Raw genomic sequence first — 13,811 nt, 5'->3', positions numbered from 1 at the left:
GCGAGGATAACGGCGATGATACCGCCGGCCGAAGCGCCACCGACGTCGTAACCCAGAAGTGCGGTGCGATAGATCAGGAAGGCAAGGTTGGTGGATGCGTAGCCTGGGCCGCCATTGGTGGTGACGAGGATTTCCGCGTAGACGCCGAGCAGGAAGATTGTCTGGATCAGAATAACGACGGTGATAGCGCGGGAGAGATGTGGCAGCGTCAGATAGATGAAGCGGTTGACAAAGTTGGCGCCATCCATCTCGGCCGCTTCCTTCTGCTCGCCATCGAGCGACTGCAGCGCGGTCAAGAGGATCAGCGTCGCAAAGGGCAACCATTGCCAGGCAACGATGATGATGATGGACAGCAGCGGAAACTGTGCAAACCAGTCCACCGGCTGGAAACCGAAGAAGCGCGACAGATCGGCGAGCACCCCATAGCCGGGATGCATGATCATATTCTTCCACACCAATGCTGCCACCGGCGGCATGACGAAGAAGGGCGAGATGATCATGATGCGCACAATGCCCTGGCCGAAAATGTCGTTGTCAAGCAAAAGCGCAATGGCAATGCCGCCGATGACGGTGATCAAAAGCACCCCGCCGACGATCAGCAGCGTGTTCCAGATCGATTGGAAAAAGGCGGGGTCGGTGTAGAAATACTGATAATTGAACAGGCCGGCGAAGCTGACATTGGCCGGGTTCAGGAGGTTGTAGTTCTGGAACGAGAACCACAGGGTCATTGCCAGAGGCACGATCATCCAGACCAGAAGCAGCAGAACCGAAGGCGCAAGCATCACCCGCGCCAGACCGGTCGTGTTTCGAGTTGCCATTAGTCGTCCTCCCTCACGGATACAGTTATAAGTTTGAGCGGGATTTCAAATGAAAACCGCTCGCACTTCCCCCATTTCGCTCCGGCGGCCTCTGCCGCAGGGGCATCCGGATTTATGATTGCCGTCAGTGGCGGCCTTCGCCCGTCGCCGCGTGATAGGTCGCCAGAACCTGATCCACAGCCGCGATCAAAATCTCTTCCGCGTCCTCGCCCGCAACTGTTGCGAGCGGTAATTCGCCGAGATACTGGCGCAGCAGGGTTTCGGGAATTGTCTTCCCATCCAGCGCCTTATGCAAGGCGGAAACGGCCTGCAACGCTTCCGGCCGCGTCCAGTAATAACGGATGCGGTCGCTGTAACTATAGTGGCGCTGCAATCGCAGCGTGATGTCGTCGCCATGGTAATGGCCCTGCCAGTCGCCCGGCGCGCTCAACATCAGTTTTTCCATGGTCCGTGCCAGCGGTCGGTCGCCATAGGTGCCGACCATTTCGGATGCGATCATATCAAGCGCATAAAGCGCTTCCCGGTAAGCGAAGGTGAGGCCCGGACCAACTTTGAGGATTGGATATCCGTCGCGCACCAGTGCGGCAAGGGCAGGCTCGGTCTGGTAATCGGTGGAATGGGCCTCGAACACCAGCTGCGGTTCGCCGTCCAGAACGGCGCTCAGCGCCTCCGCGGCCTGCGGATCATAAGCGACGACATTGTCGCTGCCGAATTCCACGCCGGGCTGCACGACGAAAGCGATGACCCGTTCGAAGGCTTGCGAAAGACCGTGCTGCGCGAATATCTCGCGGTGAAGGTCGATGGTGTTGCGCGCCGCCTGCGGCTGCGTTGGCGCAACCGTGTCGAGCACATGGTCGGCACCGCCAGGCACCGGCACTTCGGTGCCGAGAATATAAAGCGGTTTGGGCAGGCCGGCATCGGTGGCCGCCTTTTCGGCAACGGCGGCAAGTTTGGCGGCGCGGTTGGCGATGGTGACGTCATCCAGCGCCGCCGGCTCACCGGCACAGCCCATCGATGCATCAAGGTGAATCTTGCGAAAACCCGATGCCACATAGGCTTCGACCATGGCGGCGGCTTTTGTCAGCGCCTCTTCGGCCGGCTCCCTGCGCCAGGGATTGGGACCGAGATGGTCTCCGCCAAAAATCACCAGTTCGCGGGGCAGTCCTTCCTCCTCGGCAATGCTGTTGACGAAGCTGACGAAGTCCCGTGGCGTCATGCCGGTATAACCGCCGAGGTGATTGACCTGATTGCAGGTTGCCTCGATTAGCACCGGTGTCTTGCCGGTGGCGGCGCGGCGGATTGCGGCGCGCAGAACAACGGGATGGGCGGAGCAGACTGAGGTGATGCCGGCGGGCTTGCCGGAGCGGCGCGCGGCGGCGAGATTTTCGAGTATACCGGTCACAGGATTTCCTCCGACAGTTGCGCGGTCAGAAAGGCGTCGAGTTCGGAAAGGCTGGCGGCGCCCTCCATTGGGCCGCGGCGGGTGACATTGTGCGCGCCGGCGGCATTGGCATAGGTGAGTGCCTTTTGCGGATGCATGCCGAGGCGACGGCAGGTGAGATAGGTTGCGCCGAAACAGTCGCCGGCACCGGTCGGGTCGATTTCGCGGACCCGCAAGCCGGGGACGTCGATGCGTCCATGGGCGCGGCTGAAATGGCTTGCGCCATCCGCGCCGCGTTTCAGAACGATTTCGCCGATACCGGACGCAAGCAGCTTTTCAATTGCCGCGTCCTCGTCATCCAGTCCAGAGGCCGCCTGAAGTTCCTCGCCGGAGGGCAGGAGAAGATCGGTAATCTCAAGCAGATCGTCGATCAGCCTGCGGCCGGCATCGCCCTGCGCCAGTTCCTTGCGGATGTTGGGATCGAAGGAGACCGAGCCGCCGCGCGCCTTGACGCTCCTGATGGCTTCGAGAATGATTTCGCCAATGCCGGCAATCGCAAAGGCCGATCCCATGACGTGCACATGGCCCGCTTTTTCGATAAGAGCCTGTGCTTCATCGGTCATATGCGTTTCGCTGGCCGCCGAATGGGCAATGTTGAAAACGAAGTCCCTTGCGCCGTTTTCCCGGTAACGCACGAAGGCGCTGCCTGTCGGCCGGTCGGCTATGGTGGCGATGGCCGAGACATCGACGCCATCGCCGCGCAGCCTTTCGACATTGAGACGGCCGAAATCATCGTCACCCACCGCGGCAATAATGCCGGCGGCTCCGCCGCAGCGCGCCACCTGGTCGATGAAGATGGCCGGTGCGCCGCTCGGAAACGGGCCGATCAGCGCCTGCGGCTCCAGAAAGCCGTCGCCCATCGTCGTCGCCATGATTTCCACTAGGATTTCCCCCGCCGTGATGGTCGGGCCTTTCGTGTGCGACGCCAGTGCGGATGTCTGCCTCATCGTCTCCTCCATATGCATTCGGCTCCCGTCCTTTGCGGATGCAAATTCCGCCGTCCCAAGTGCCTATGGTTTTTGGATATCATTCAAAAATTTACGCGCGTCAATATATTTGATGGTGAAAATTTTGTTGCGTCGCAGCAGGTAAGGCGTTTCTTCAAATAATTTTTTATGAGAGTATTTGTTTTAAAACAGTAGCTTATGCGCGCACGCAACTAGATCTTCATGCCCCAATTTATTTTCGGATGTTGACAATAGAGCGAGTTTCGCGAGATAAAAAATTTACGCATGTATTGTTATGCGTAGACATCCGTAAAGGAGGAGCGGGTATCATGAGCAAATTCATTGGAATTCTGTCGTCGTCTGTGGTTGGGGCCGGGCTTCTGGCCGGGCTGGCGCAGGCGGAAGAGATCAACATCGCCACCGTCAACAATGGCGACATGATCATCATGCAGAAGCTTTCCAGCGCCTGGGAGAAGGAAACAGGCAACAAGATCAACTGGATCGTGCTGGAGGAGAATGTTCTGCGCGAGCGCGTCACGACCGACATCGCCACCAATGGCGGCCAGTTCGACATCATGACCATTGGCGGTTACGAAGCGCCGATCTGGGGCAAGCAGGGCTGGCTGGCGCCCGTCGATGATCTCGGCGACGATTATTACTATGCCGATCTGCTCGACCCGATCAAAAAGGGCCTGACGGTTGACGGCAAGCTTTACGCCGTGCCGTTCTACACCGAAAGCTCGTTCACGCTTTACCGCAAGGATCTGTTCGACGCCGCCGGCCTGAAGATGCCTGACAATCCGACGTACGACCAGATCAAGGATTTTGCCGCCAAGCTGACCGACAAGTCGAAACAGCAATATGGCATATGCCTGCGCGGCAAGCCGGGCTGGGGCGAAAACATGGCCTTCCTCGGCACCATGATCAATACCTATGGCGGCCGCTGGTTCGACATGGACTGGAAACCGCAGCTGACGAGCGAGCCGTGGAAAAAGGCGATTGCGGATTATGTGGCGCTGATGACCTCCTACGGCCCGCCCGGTGCGGCCGCCAACGGCTTCAATGAAAACCAGACGCTGTTTTCATCCGGCCGTTGCGCCATGTGGATCGACGCCACCTCGGCGGCGGGCCGCGTTTATGACCCCAAGCAGAGCCAGGTTGCCGACAAGACCGCGTTTACGCGTGCTCCCGTCGAGGTAACGCCGAACGGTTCGAGCTGGTCGTGGTCCTGGAACCTTGCAATCCCAAACAGCACGAAGAAGCTTGAAACCGCCAAGTCCTTCGTCAAATGGGCGACTTCGAAGTCCTATGTGAAGACGGTTGGTGAAAGCGAGGGCTGGGTGGCCGTGCCGCCGGGTACGCGCAAATCCACCTATGAGCTGCCGGAATACAAGAAGGCTGCGCCTTTCGCGGATACGGTACTGAAGGCAATCATGTCTGCCGATCCGTCCAAGCCGACCAAGGATCCGGTGCCCTATACCGGTGTGCAGTTCGTCGCCATACCGGAATTCCAGTCCATCGGTACGGTTGTCGGCCAGCAGATCGCGGCAGCCCTTTCCGGCCAGCAGAGCGTCGATGCGGCGCTCGAAGGCGCGCAGAAACAGGTCGAACGTGACATGACCCGCGCGGGCTACATCAAGTAGCCGCGTCCTCCCGGCGTGCCGCCCGTTCGCCTTCTGGTGGCGGGCGGCATGGGTGGACACAGACCCGCCGCCCTCATTCCTGTGAAATGCACAGGAATGAGGGGGTGGAAAAATTGCATCTAACACTAAACGCAGGGCCGAATTCATCGACTGCCCGCGATGCATCACGGAGATCGACATGAGATTGAACAACAAGATTGCGCTGATCACCGGCGCTGCCCGCGGTATCGGCCTTGGTTTTGCGCAGGCTTTCGCCGATGAGGGCGCAAAGGTCATCATCGCTGATATCGATATTGCCCGCGCCACGGCGGCTGCCGCCGCCATCGGCCCTTCGGCAAAGGCGGTGCGGCTGGATGTTACCGACCTCGCTCAGATCGATGCGGTGGTGAAGGCGGTGGATGAGGAGTTCGGCGGCATCGATATTCTCGTCAACAATGCCGCGATCTTCGATATGGCGCCGATCAACGGCATTACCGAAGAGAGCTATGAGCGGGTGTTCGACATCAATCTCAAGGGTCCGCTGTTCATGATGAAGGCCGTCTCCAATGTCATGATCGAGCGCGCGCGCGGCGGCAAGATCATCAATATGGCAAGCCAGGCCGGCCGGCGCGGCGAGGCGCTGGTGACGCTTTATTGCGCCTCCAAGGCGGCGATCATTTCCGCCACGCAGTCGGCGGCGCTGGCGCTCGTCAAGCACGGCATCAATGTCAACGCCATTGCGCCCGGCGTCGTGGATGGTGAGCATTGGGAAGTGGTCGATGCACATTTCGCCAAATGGGAAGGCTTGAAGCCCGGCGAGAAGAAGGCGGCGGTGGCCAAATCCGTGCCGATCGGCCGTTTCGCCACGCCTGACGATATCAAAGGGCTGGCGGTTTTCCTCGCCTCCGCCGACAGCGATTATATTCTCGCCCAGACATACAATGTCGACGGCGGCAACTGGATGAGCTGAAAAGCCGGAGATGACCATGCATGCCATTCAATTCGTCGAGAAGGGACGCGCCGTGCTGGCGGAACTCCCCGTCGCCGATCTGCCGCCGGGTCACGCGCTCGTGCGGGTCAAGGCTTCGGGGCTTTGCCACACCGATATAGACGTGCTGCATGCGCGTTATGGTGACGGTGCGTTTCCCGTCATTCCCGGCCATGAATATGCCGGTGAAGTTGCAGCCGTGGCTTCCGATGTGACAGGCTTCAGAGCCGGTGACCGTGTGGCCGTCGATCCCAATCTGCCATGCGGCACCTGTGCCAGCTGCAGGAAGGGTCTGACCAACCTTTGCAGCACGCTGAAGGCCTATGGCGTTTCCCACAATGGCGGCTTTGCCGAATTCAGCGTGGTGCGCGCGGATCACCTGCACGGCATCGGTTCGATGCCCTATCATGTCGCGGCACTGGCCGAACCGCTCGCCTGCGTCGTCAACGGCATGCAGAGCGCTGGCATCGGTGAGAGTGGCGTGGTGCCGGAAAGCGCGCTGGTGTTTGGCGCCGGTCCCATCGGTCTGCTGCTTGCCCTGTCGCTGAAAGCGCGTGGCATTCAGACGGTGACGATGGCCGATATCAATGAAAGCCGGCTGGCCTTTGCCGAAAGTCTTGGGCTCAAGGTGGCGGTGTCGGGCTCGGAAGCGCTCGTGCGGCAACAGAAGTCTTTCGATTTTGTGGCCGACGCGACGGGTATTGCCGCTGTTGCCGAAGCGATGATCCCGCTGGTTGCGGATGGCGGCACCGCGCTGTTTTTCGGCGTCTGCGCGCCGGATGCCCGCATTTCGGTGGCGCCTTTCGAAATCTTCCGGCGTCAGCTGAAGCTTGTCGGCTCACATTCTCTAAACCGCAACATACCGCAGGCGCTTGCCATTCTGGAGACGGATGGCGATGTCATGGCGCGGCTGGTGTCGCACCGGCTGCCGCTTTCGGAAATACTGCCATTCTTTACGAAAAAACCGTCTGATCCGGCGACGATGAAAGTGCAGTTTGCGGCCGAATGATCGTTTGGCCGTTGATAACCATTCGACCGGCTTTTCGTGCGAAGGCCGGTCGATATAGAGTACCACATGTAATATTTCATGGGGGCAAGCACTTTGGCCAAATCTATCAGGACGATGGAAGAATTTTCGGAATTCGTCGGCCTTTCCCGCCCGACTGTTTCGAAATACTTCAATGATCCGGCCTCGGTCCGCAAGAAGACGCGGGACACCATTGAGGACGCGCTGAAGAAATCGGGCTTCCGGCCGAATATCTTCGCCGTCAACCTCAACCGCCGCCGTTCCAATATCATCGGCATCATCATTCCAAACTCCACCGATCCGTTCTACATGGCGCTGACGAGCCGCATCGAACTTATCGCCAACGAGGCGGGGTTCCTCGCTTTCGTGCTATCGTCGGATGGCAAGGCGGAAATCGAGGACCGGGCGATCCGCACCTTCAAGTCAATGAATGTTGCGGGCGCCATCATCGCGCCGCTCGGCGTCAAATCCCATCGCGCCACGCTGGAGCAGCTCGCGGCCAGCATTCCGATCGTTTACGTCGATTCGCCGCTGGATGAGACCTCGGCCTTTGTCGGCACGGACAACCGCCAGAGTGTCGGGCTGATGGTGGATTATCTCTGCCGTTCGGGCGAACCGCCCTGTTTCTTCGATATGCCGCAGGTCAATACCAACGCTGCGACACGCCGCACGGCCTATGAGGAAGCGATGCAGCGTCTGGGTTTCGAGCCGCATGTCATCGATGTTCCCGGCATCGTCACCTGGGATTTCGAGCGTTTCGCCTTTGATGAGGCGAGCCGGCTGCTGGATGGCGCAGGGCATTTGCCATCGCGCACCATTTTATGCGCCAATGACCGTATCGCCTTCGGCGTCATCGCCGCCGCCTTCCAGAAGGGCATCAAGGTTGGCCATGGCTCCGATTACGATCTCAGGGTTGCCGGCCATGACGACCATCCGCTGTCGCGTTATGCCTGCCCGCCGATTACCACAGTGGCGCAAAATTATAACGAGATCGGTAGGCTTTCGATCGAGCTTCTGCTGCAGAAGCTGGATGATGAGACGGATGATACGACGCGGATGCGTGAACGCATCCTGCTCAGCGCCGATCTGATGCTGCGCAAATCGGCCTGATTTCTTGTTAGATAAACTAAATGAAAAATCTGATTTTCTAAATAGAACTAATATCTGAACGCTCCTACTCTGGTCTCAAGGTTGCTTTGGGAGGCGACCGCGAGAGCCGGCGCAAAGGCGTGCCGGGGTCCGGGAGGAACGCAGAAACGTCATGTGGCCAGCGCCGCGAGGGGTGAACCTTCGCTGCCTCGGTATCGCATGGCCTTCGCCGGGCAGTCTGGACATTCTCGCCAGCAATTTCCCCAGCGAAGGATGTCAAAACATGAATCTCTATTCTCTTCTGTCAGCGCGTGCAGCCGGCGGCAAACCTGTCCGGGTCGGTCTCATCGGTGCCGGCAAGTTCGGCTCCATGGTGCTGGCGCAGGCGCAGCGCATCGCCGGTTTCCACATGGTCGCCGTTGCGGATCTCAATGTCGGAAAGGCGAAGGAATCGCTGGATCGCGTCGGCTGGCCGAAGGAACGCTACGATGCGAAGAGCTGCGCCGAGGCGCTGAAGAGCGGCAAGACCTATGTGACCGACGACGTGAACGAGCTTTTCGCCTGCGGTGAGATCGAATGCGTCATCGAGGCCACCGGCCATCCGCTGGCCGGTGCCCGCCACGCGTTGGGCGCCATCGACCACAACAAACACGTCGTCATGGTCAATGTCGAAGCCGACGTCATGGTCGGGCCGATCCTTGCCGAAAAGGCCCGCGCCAAGGGCCTGATCTATTCCATGGCTTACGGCGACCAGCCGGCGTTGATCTGCGAGCTTGTCGACTGGGCGCGCGCCACCGGCTTCGAGGTCGTTTCCGCTGGCAAGGGCATGAACTTCGAGCCGCGTTACCGTTATTCGACGCCGGACACGGTCTGGGGTTATTTCGGCTGGACGGACGAGGAAGTGGCCAAGGGCGACTTCAATCCGAAAATGTATAATTCCTTCACCGATGGCACCAAGGCGGCCATCGAAATGGCGGCTGTCGCCAATGGTACGGGGCTGGATTGCCCGGATGACGGTCTGGCTTTCCCGCCCGCCGGCCTGCACGATCTCGCCCGTGTTTTCCGTCCCGCCGCCGATGGCGGCCGCATGGCCCGTTCAGGCCTGGTGGATATCGCCGCAAGCCAGGAACCGGATGGACGCGAGGTGTTCAACAACATCCGTTACGGCGTCTTCGTCACGTTCAAGGCGCATAATGAATATGCCCGCGCCTGCTTCAAGCAATATGGCCTGCTGACCGATCCGTCCGGCTGGTATGCCTCCATGTGGCGTCCGTTCCATATCATCGGACTCGAAACCTCGATCAGCGTGCTCTCTGCCGTATTGCGAAACGAGGCAACCGGCTGCTCGAAGGAGTTCCGCGGCGATGCCGTCGCCACAGCCAAGAAGGACATGCAGCCCGGCGAAATGCTGGACGGTGAGGGCGGTTATGCGGTCTGGGCGAACGCCATTCCAGCGACCCGCAGCCTGGACATGAAAGCGCTGCCGATCGGCCTCGCCCATAACGTCAAGCTGAAGCGCGCCATCAGGAAAGACCAGATCGTCAGCTTCGAGGATGTGGAGCTGGTCAACGATCTCGACGTGGTGAAGCTGCGTCAGGACATGGAAAACCGCTTCCGCCCGCAAAAGGACGCTGCGGCGTGACGGCCGGGGATCAGGACATGTCGAAGGGGGCCTTCGTGGTGATAGCGGAATTTCGGGTCAAGCCCGACGCGATGGAGGCCTTTCTCGACGCTGCGCATGATGACGCCACCCATTCGGTTCGTGATGAACCGGGTTGCCGGCAATTCGACGTGGTGCGGCCAGAAACGGGAAACAATGTGGTGTTCTACGAGGTCTATGACGACAAACAGGCTTTTGACGACCACCTGAAGACACCGCATCTCGACCGATTCCGCGAGGCGTTCCCGGCGCTTATCGAAGAAGAACTGCCGGTGCGCTTCCTGAACCGGCAATGGCTTTGAAGGATGGGAACGATGGCAGACATCCGCCAGGTCGCCGTTATCGGTACGGGTATCATGGGCGCACCCATGGCGGCGCGCCTGGCAGAGGCCGGGTTTTCCGTCAAGGCCTGGAACCGCAGTGCCGACAAGGCTGCGGTTCTGGCAGAGAAGGGCGTGCAGCCGACCGTAACGGCTGCCGAGGCTGCGGCCGAAGCGGATGTGGTGCTCTGCATGCTGAGTTCCGGGCCGGTCTGCAACGATGTTCTGCTCGGTTCGCCGGGCATCGTTTCAGCCATGAAACCCGGTGCGGTTCTGCTTGTCATGAGTTCCATTCCCGTTGAAATTGCAATTGAACAGGCTGAAGCCGCCCTGGCATGCGGCGTCAGATATGTCGATGCGCCCGTGTCCGGCGGTGAAAAGGGAGCGATCGAAGGAACGCTCGCCATCATGGCCGGGGGTGAACAGCGGGATGTGGATGCGCTGCGGCCGCTCCTCGGTTGTCTTGGCCGCGTCACGCACGTAGGGCCGGTGGGCTGCGGCTCTCTGGCCAAGCTTGCCAATCAGCTGATCGTCGCCTCGACAATCTGCGCCGTTGCCGAAGCTCTCACCCTTGCGGAAGAAGGGGGAGCGGACCCGGCACAGGTGCGCCACGCCCTGCTTGGCGGATTTGCCGATTCCACCGTCTTCCGTCAGCACGGAAAACGCATGGTTGAGGGCGATTTCCGCCCCGGCGGGCCGGCGAAATATCAGGTCAAGGATACGTCCACGGCGCTGGCCTACGCCAGAAGCCGCGGCCTGACATTACCGGTCAGCGAGGAGGTTGACCGGCTGTTTCGCTCCATGGTCGAGCATGGCGCGGGCGAGCTTGATCACAGCGGTGTGATCCTTGAAATTAAGCGCATGAATGCGTTCGGAGGAACGCTCGAAACTGTTTAAGACACAACAAAGGGAGGAACACATGAAAATTTCAAAACTTTACGGGCTGGCCCTTGCCGCCACCATGCTGGTCGCATCGATTGCACGGGCCGAGACGCTGACGCTGTCGACGCCGGATGCAGACAATTCCGAAATCACGCTTTCCGCCAACAAGTTCGCGGAACTGGTTTCAAAAAAGACCGACGGCAAGCTCAAGATCAAGGTATTCCCAAACGGTACGCTTTATGGCGGCGATCCTTCGGCGGGCGTCAAGCAGCTGGCCGGCGGCTCGCTTGACATGCTCCTGAATTCGACATCGCTCTACGCGACATTCAACCCGAAATTCACAGCTATCGCCATTCCCTATCAGTTCCGTGATATCGACCAGCTCCGGGTCTATCTTGACAGCGATCTCGGCAAGGAGCTTTCCGGCGATCTGAGCAAGATCGGCATTCTCGGGCTCGATCTTTGGTCACGGCCGCTGCGCCAGATCACCAATTCGAGGGCGCCGATCAAATCCCCAGCCGATCTGAAGGGCATGAAGCTGCGGGTGCCGAACAATCCGCTCTGGGTTGAATTCTTCGGCGCCATGGGGGCCGCCCCGACGCCGATGGCTTTTGCCGAAGTCTATAATGCCCTCCAGCTCAAGGTGGTCGACGGGCAGGAAAATCCGGTCAATGTGCCGGTCAGCGCCAAACTCTACGAGGTGCAGAAATACCTGACGATCAGCAACCACATCGCCGACGCCTGGGTGCTGGGCATGAATCCTGCCCGTTTTGAAGGTCTTGATGAGAACTTCAAGACCGCGCTCAAGGAGGCTGCCGTGGAAACGGAGGCCTGGAAGGCGCAGAACGACGCTGCCGATATCGACAAGTCACTGGAAACGCTGAAAAAGAACGGCATGGAGGTGAACGCGCTGACCGATGACGAGCGCAAGGCTTTCGTGGCCGTGGCGGCCGGCCTTTCGGCGAAATTCTCCGCTCTGGTGAAGGATCAGGCCTTCTTCGACAAGACGCAGGCGTTCCTCAAGACGAACTGACCTTTCCGCAAACGGACGGCCGGGTTTCGATCCGGCCTTCCCAAATGTCAGGCAGGGTCGTCTTGCCGTGAGGGCAGGGTGGCATTCGTTTTACCGGATATCCGGTTTCAGCAGTGGAAGGGTATTGTCATGAACGATACGAAACCTTCGGTGCTCGGCACCATCGTAAGACTCATCGCCGATGTGGCCGCAGGCGCGGCCTGCGCCGGCATTCTCATCGTCGTGCTCCTCCAGGTCATTGGCCGCCTCATCGGCAGTCCTCTCCCCTGGACCGAGGAAGCGACCCGCTTTCTCTTCATCTGGATGGTGTTTCTGGGCCTCGCCGCCGGCTTCCGCACCGTTGAAAGCGCCCGTGTTGTGGTGTTTCTCGTGCTGTTTCACCGCTTCTTCCGGCGGCTCGCGGTGCCGATCTACGTCGGTTCATCCGTGTTCTTCTTCGGCATGATGGGCTGGACGGGCCTGACTATGGTGCGCCAGCAGGTCATGATGAACGAAACCGCCGCCACGCTTCCCATCCCGATGTGGACCATCGGCATCGTTCTGCCGGTTTCCGCCATCATCGCCGTGCTCGCCATCGTCGAATCGCTGCGCAGCCGCCGGGAGCTCATCGCGCTTCCCGAGCTTGGCCTGCCGGCGGACGAGATCGCACACGCCGACATCTCCATTTCAGCAGGACATTGATCCATGTCGGTCTTTCTTCTCGTCGCCTTTTTCGGTCTCAGCATGCTCGGTGTACCGCTCGCCATTGCGCTGGCGCTCGCCAGCGTCGGCACGCTCTGGCTCTTTACCTCCATGCCGATGGACCTGCTGTCGCAGACGATGTTCTCGTCCATGAACTCCTTCCTGCTCGTCGCCGTGCCGCTGTTCATCCTCGTCGGCACCGTCATGGAGCGGGGGCGTGTGGCGGAGCGCATTTTCGATTTCGCCGAGGCCATGGTGGGCTGGTTGCCCGGCGGCCTCGGTCACGTCAACGTCATCTCCTCGGTGATTTTTTCCGGTGTCTCCGGCTCGTCCGTCGCCGACATCGCCTCTGTCGGCGCCATCGAGATCAAGGCGATGGAGCGGCATGGCTTCCCGAAGGGTTATGCCGTCGGCATGACGCTTTGCACCTCCACGCTCTCCTCGATCATTCCGCCGTCGATCCTGATCGTCATTGCCGGCTCCATCGCCAACGTGTCCATCGGCACATTGCTGATCGCGGGCCTGGTGCCCGGCCTCTTCATCGCCTTCGCCTTCCTGGTCTTCAATCACTTCTATTCCGTGCACTACGGATATAACCCGCCGACCCCCTTCAACTTCCGTCTGGTTGTCATCACTGGACTTCGCGCCATCCTGCCGATGCTCACCCCGCTGATCCTTATCATCGGCATCGCCAGCGGCCTGTTCACGCCGACGGAAGCCGCTGCCATCGCGGTCGTTTATGTAGCGGTGCTCGGCGTCATCGTCTACCGCACGCTGCCGGTGCGCGAACTGCCGGAAATCCTCATCTCGACGGCACGCATTTCCGGAACCATCCTGTTCATCGCCGCCACTTCGCAGCTGGCTGCCTGGGTCTTCACCTTTGACGGCCTGCCGGAACAGGTCGCCGAACTCTTGAAGGCGATGAACCTCGGGCCGATGACGGGCATGCTCGTGATCTTCGTGTTCCTGCTGATCATCGGCATTTTCATGGAAGCGATCCCCGCCATGTTCATCCTCATTCCGGTATTGATGCCGCCGGTCGAAGCGCTCGGTATCGATCCGATCCATTTCCTGATCGTGACTGTCATGACGCTGACGCTCGGGCTGGTGACGCCGCCAGTCGGGGTCTGCCTGTTTGCCGCAGCCCAGGTCGCGAATATGAAGATCGAGGATGTCATCCGCGGTTCGCTGGCGCCGATGACGGTGCTGACGCTCGCCATATTTGCGCTGGTGCTTTTCCCGGTCCTGACGCTTGGGCCGATACGGCTGATGGGTCTCTACTGAGCCGAAACAGTACGCCTGA

At 59.9% G+C, this 13,811-nt stretch carries 13 protein-coding genes; 10 read left to right on the top strand and 3 right to left on the bottom strand.

Translation table 11 applies throughout. The features are described 5' to 3' along the window. From BLU28_RS23270 to BLU28_RS23260, 3 genes are all read right to left on the bottom strand, one after another. Nucleotides 1-818: carbohydrate ABC transporter permease (locus tag BLU28_RS23270; protein WP_092651396.1), on the bottom strand; the 818-nt coding region annotated here is incomplete at its 3' end. Nucleotides 819-942: 124 nt separating this feature from the next. Continuing rightward, nucleotides 943-2,220: a D-tagatose-bisphosphate aldolase, class II, non-catalytic subunit gene (locus BLU28_RS23265; RefSeq protein WP_077987648.1), complete on the bottom strand. Its 1,278-nt coding sequence runs from the start codon at nucleotides 2,218-2,220 to the stop codon at nucleotides 943-945. Next, nucleotides 2,217-3,224 (bottom strand): tagatose kinase, encoded by a 1,008-nt coding sequence (locus BLU28_RS23260; RefSeq protein WP_048902872.1) that lies wholly within the window; start codon nucleotides 3,222-3,224, stop codon nucleotides 2,217-2,219. The genes BLU28_RS23265 and BLU28_RS23260 overlap by 4 nt, the downstream gene beginning before the upstream one ends. A gap of 311 nt (nucleotides 3,225-3,535) precedes the next feature. On the opposite strand from BLU28_RS23260, the gene BLU28_RS23250 reads away from it, so the two are divergent. From BLU28_RS23250 to BLU28_RS23205, 10 genes are all read left to right on the top strand, one after another. Further along, a complete protein-coding gene (locus BLU28_RS23250) occupies nucleotides 3,536-4,849 on the top strand; it encodes an ABC transporter substrate-binding protein (protein WP_162702151.1) in 1,314 nt (437 codons plus the stop codon). Nucleotides 4,850-5,027: 178 nt separating this feature from the next. Continuing rightward, nucleotides 5,028-5,798, top strand: coding sequence for a galactitol 2-dehydrogenase (locus BLU28_RS23245; protein WP_022562672.1), 771 nt, complete (start codon nucleotides 5,028-5,030; stop codon nucleotides 5,796-5,798). Nucleotides 5,799-5,814: 16 nt separating this feature from the next. Further along, the gene (locus BLU28_RS23240) at nucleotides 5,815-6,825 is read left to right on the top strand and encodes a D-altritol 5-dehydrogenase (protein WP_048902953.1); all 1,011 of its coding nucleotides are present in this window, start codon (nucleotides 5,815-5,817) and stop codon (nucleotides 6,823-6,825) included. Between the two features lie 114 nt (nucleotides 6,826-6,939). Then, nucleotides 6,940-7,953 (top strand): LacI family DNA-binding transcriptional regulator, encoded by a 1,014-nt coding sequence (locus BLU28_RS23235; protein WP_048902871.1) that lies wholly within the window; start codon nucleotides 6,940-6,942, stop codon nucleotides 7,951-7,953. A 262-nt stretch (nucleotides 7,954-8,215) separates the two neighbouring features. After that, the gene (locus BLU28_RS23230; RefSeq protein ID WP_175477729.1) at nucleotides 8,216-9,574 is read left to right on the top strand and encodes an NAD(P)H-dependent oxidoreductase; all 1,359 of its coding nucleotides are present in this window, start codon (nucleotides 8,216-8,218) and stop codon (nucleotides 9,572-9,574) included. A gap of 17 nt (nucleotides 9,575-9,591) precedes the next feature. Next, nucleotides 9,592-9,894, top strand: coding sequence for a putative quinol monooxygenase (locus tag BLU28_RS23225; RefSeq protein ID WP_077987656.1), 303 nt, complete (start codon nucleotides 9,592-9,594; stop codon nucleotides 9,892-9,894). Between the two features lie 12 nt (nucleotides 9,895-9,906). Further along, a complete protein-coding gene (locus BLU28_RS23220) occupies nucleotides 9,907-10,809 on the top strand; it encodes an NAD(P)-dependent oxidoreductase (protein WP_077987645.1) in 903 nt (300 codons plus the stop codon). 22 nt (nucleotides 10,810-10,831) lie between these two features. Next, nucleotides 10,832-11,827, top strand: coding sequence for a DctP family TRAP transporter solute-binding subunit (locus BLU28_RS23215; protein ID WP_004445022.1), 996 nt, complete (start codon nucleotides 10,832-10,834; stop codon nucleotides 11,825-11,827). Between the two features lie 129 nt (nucleotides 11,828-11,956). Continuing rightward, nucleotides 11,957-12,508: a TRAP transporter small permease gene (locus tag BLU28_RS23210; protein WP_004445019.1), complete on the top strand. Its 552-nt coding sequence runs from the start codon at nucleotides 11,957-11,959 to the stop codon at nucleotides 12,506-12,508. Nucleotides 12,509-12,511: 3 nt separating this feature from the next. Beyond that, nucleotides 12,512-13,792: a TRAP transporter large permease gene (locus tag BLU28_RS23205; protein ID WP_077987644.1), complete on the top strand. Its 1,281-nt coding sequence runs from the start codon at nucleotides 12,512-12,514 to the stop codon at nucleotides 13,790-13,792. Nucleotides 13,793-13,811 lie beyond the last annotated feature (19 nt).

This window comes from Agrobacterium pusense (assembly GCF_900102105.1).
In the GTDB taxonomy this organism is placed as follows: Bacteria; Pseudomonadota; Alphaproteobacteria; order Rhizobiales; family Rhizobiaceae; genus Agrobacterium; species Agrobacterium pusense.
Note: the sequence above shows the minus strand (reverse complement) of the source record. Positions and strands in the feature narration are given on the sequence as shown.

Coding starts and splice junctions, on each gene's coding strand:
- BLU28_RS23260 (WP_048902872.1), bottom strand. CDS start 3,224: ATGCATATGGAGGAGACGATGAGGCAGACATCCGCACTGGCGTCGCAC.
- BLU28_RS23250 (WP_162702151.1), top strand. CDS start 3,536: ATGAGCAAATTCATTGGAATTCTGTCGTCGTCTGTGGTTGGGGCCGGG.
- BLU28_RS23245 (WP_022562672.1), top strand. CDS start 5,028: ATGAGATTGAACAACAAGATTGCGCTGATCACCGGCGCTGCCCGCGGT.
- BLU28_RS23240 (WP_048902953.1), top strand. CDS start 5,815: ATGCATGCCATTCAATTCGTCGAGAAGGGACGCGCCGTGCTGGCGGAA.
- BLU28_RS23235 (WP_048902871.1), top strand. CDS start 6,940: ATGGAAGAATTTTCGGAATTCGTCGGCCTTTCCCGCCCGACTGTTTCG.
- BLU28_RS23230 (WP_175477729.1), top strand. CDS start 8,216: ATGAATCTCTATTCTCTTCTGTCAGCGCGTGCAGCCGGCGGCAAACCT.
- BLU28_RS23225 (WP_077987656.1), top strand. CDS start 9,592: ATGTCGAAGGGGGCCTTCGTGGTGATAGCGGAATTTCGGGTCAAGCCC.
- BLU28_RS23220 (WP_077987645.1), top strand. CDS start 9,907: ATGGCAGACATCCGCCAGGTCGCCGTTATCGGTACGGGTATCATGGGC.
- BLU28_RS23215 (WP_004445022.1), top strand. CDS start 10,832: ATGAAAATTTCAAAACTTTACGGGCTGGCCCTTGCCGCCACCATGCTG.
- BLU28_RS23210 (WP_004445019.1), top strand. CDS start 11,957: ATGAACGATACGAAACCTTCGGTGCTCGGCACCATCGTAAGACTCATC.
- BLU28_RS23205 (WP_077987644.1), top strand. CDS start 12,512: ATGTCGGTCTTTCTTCTCGTCGCCTTTTTCGGTCTCAGCATGCTCGGT.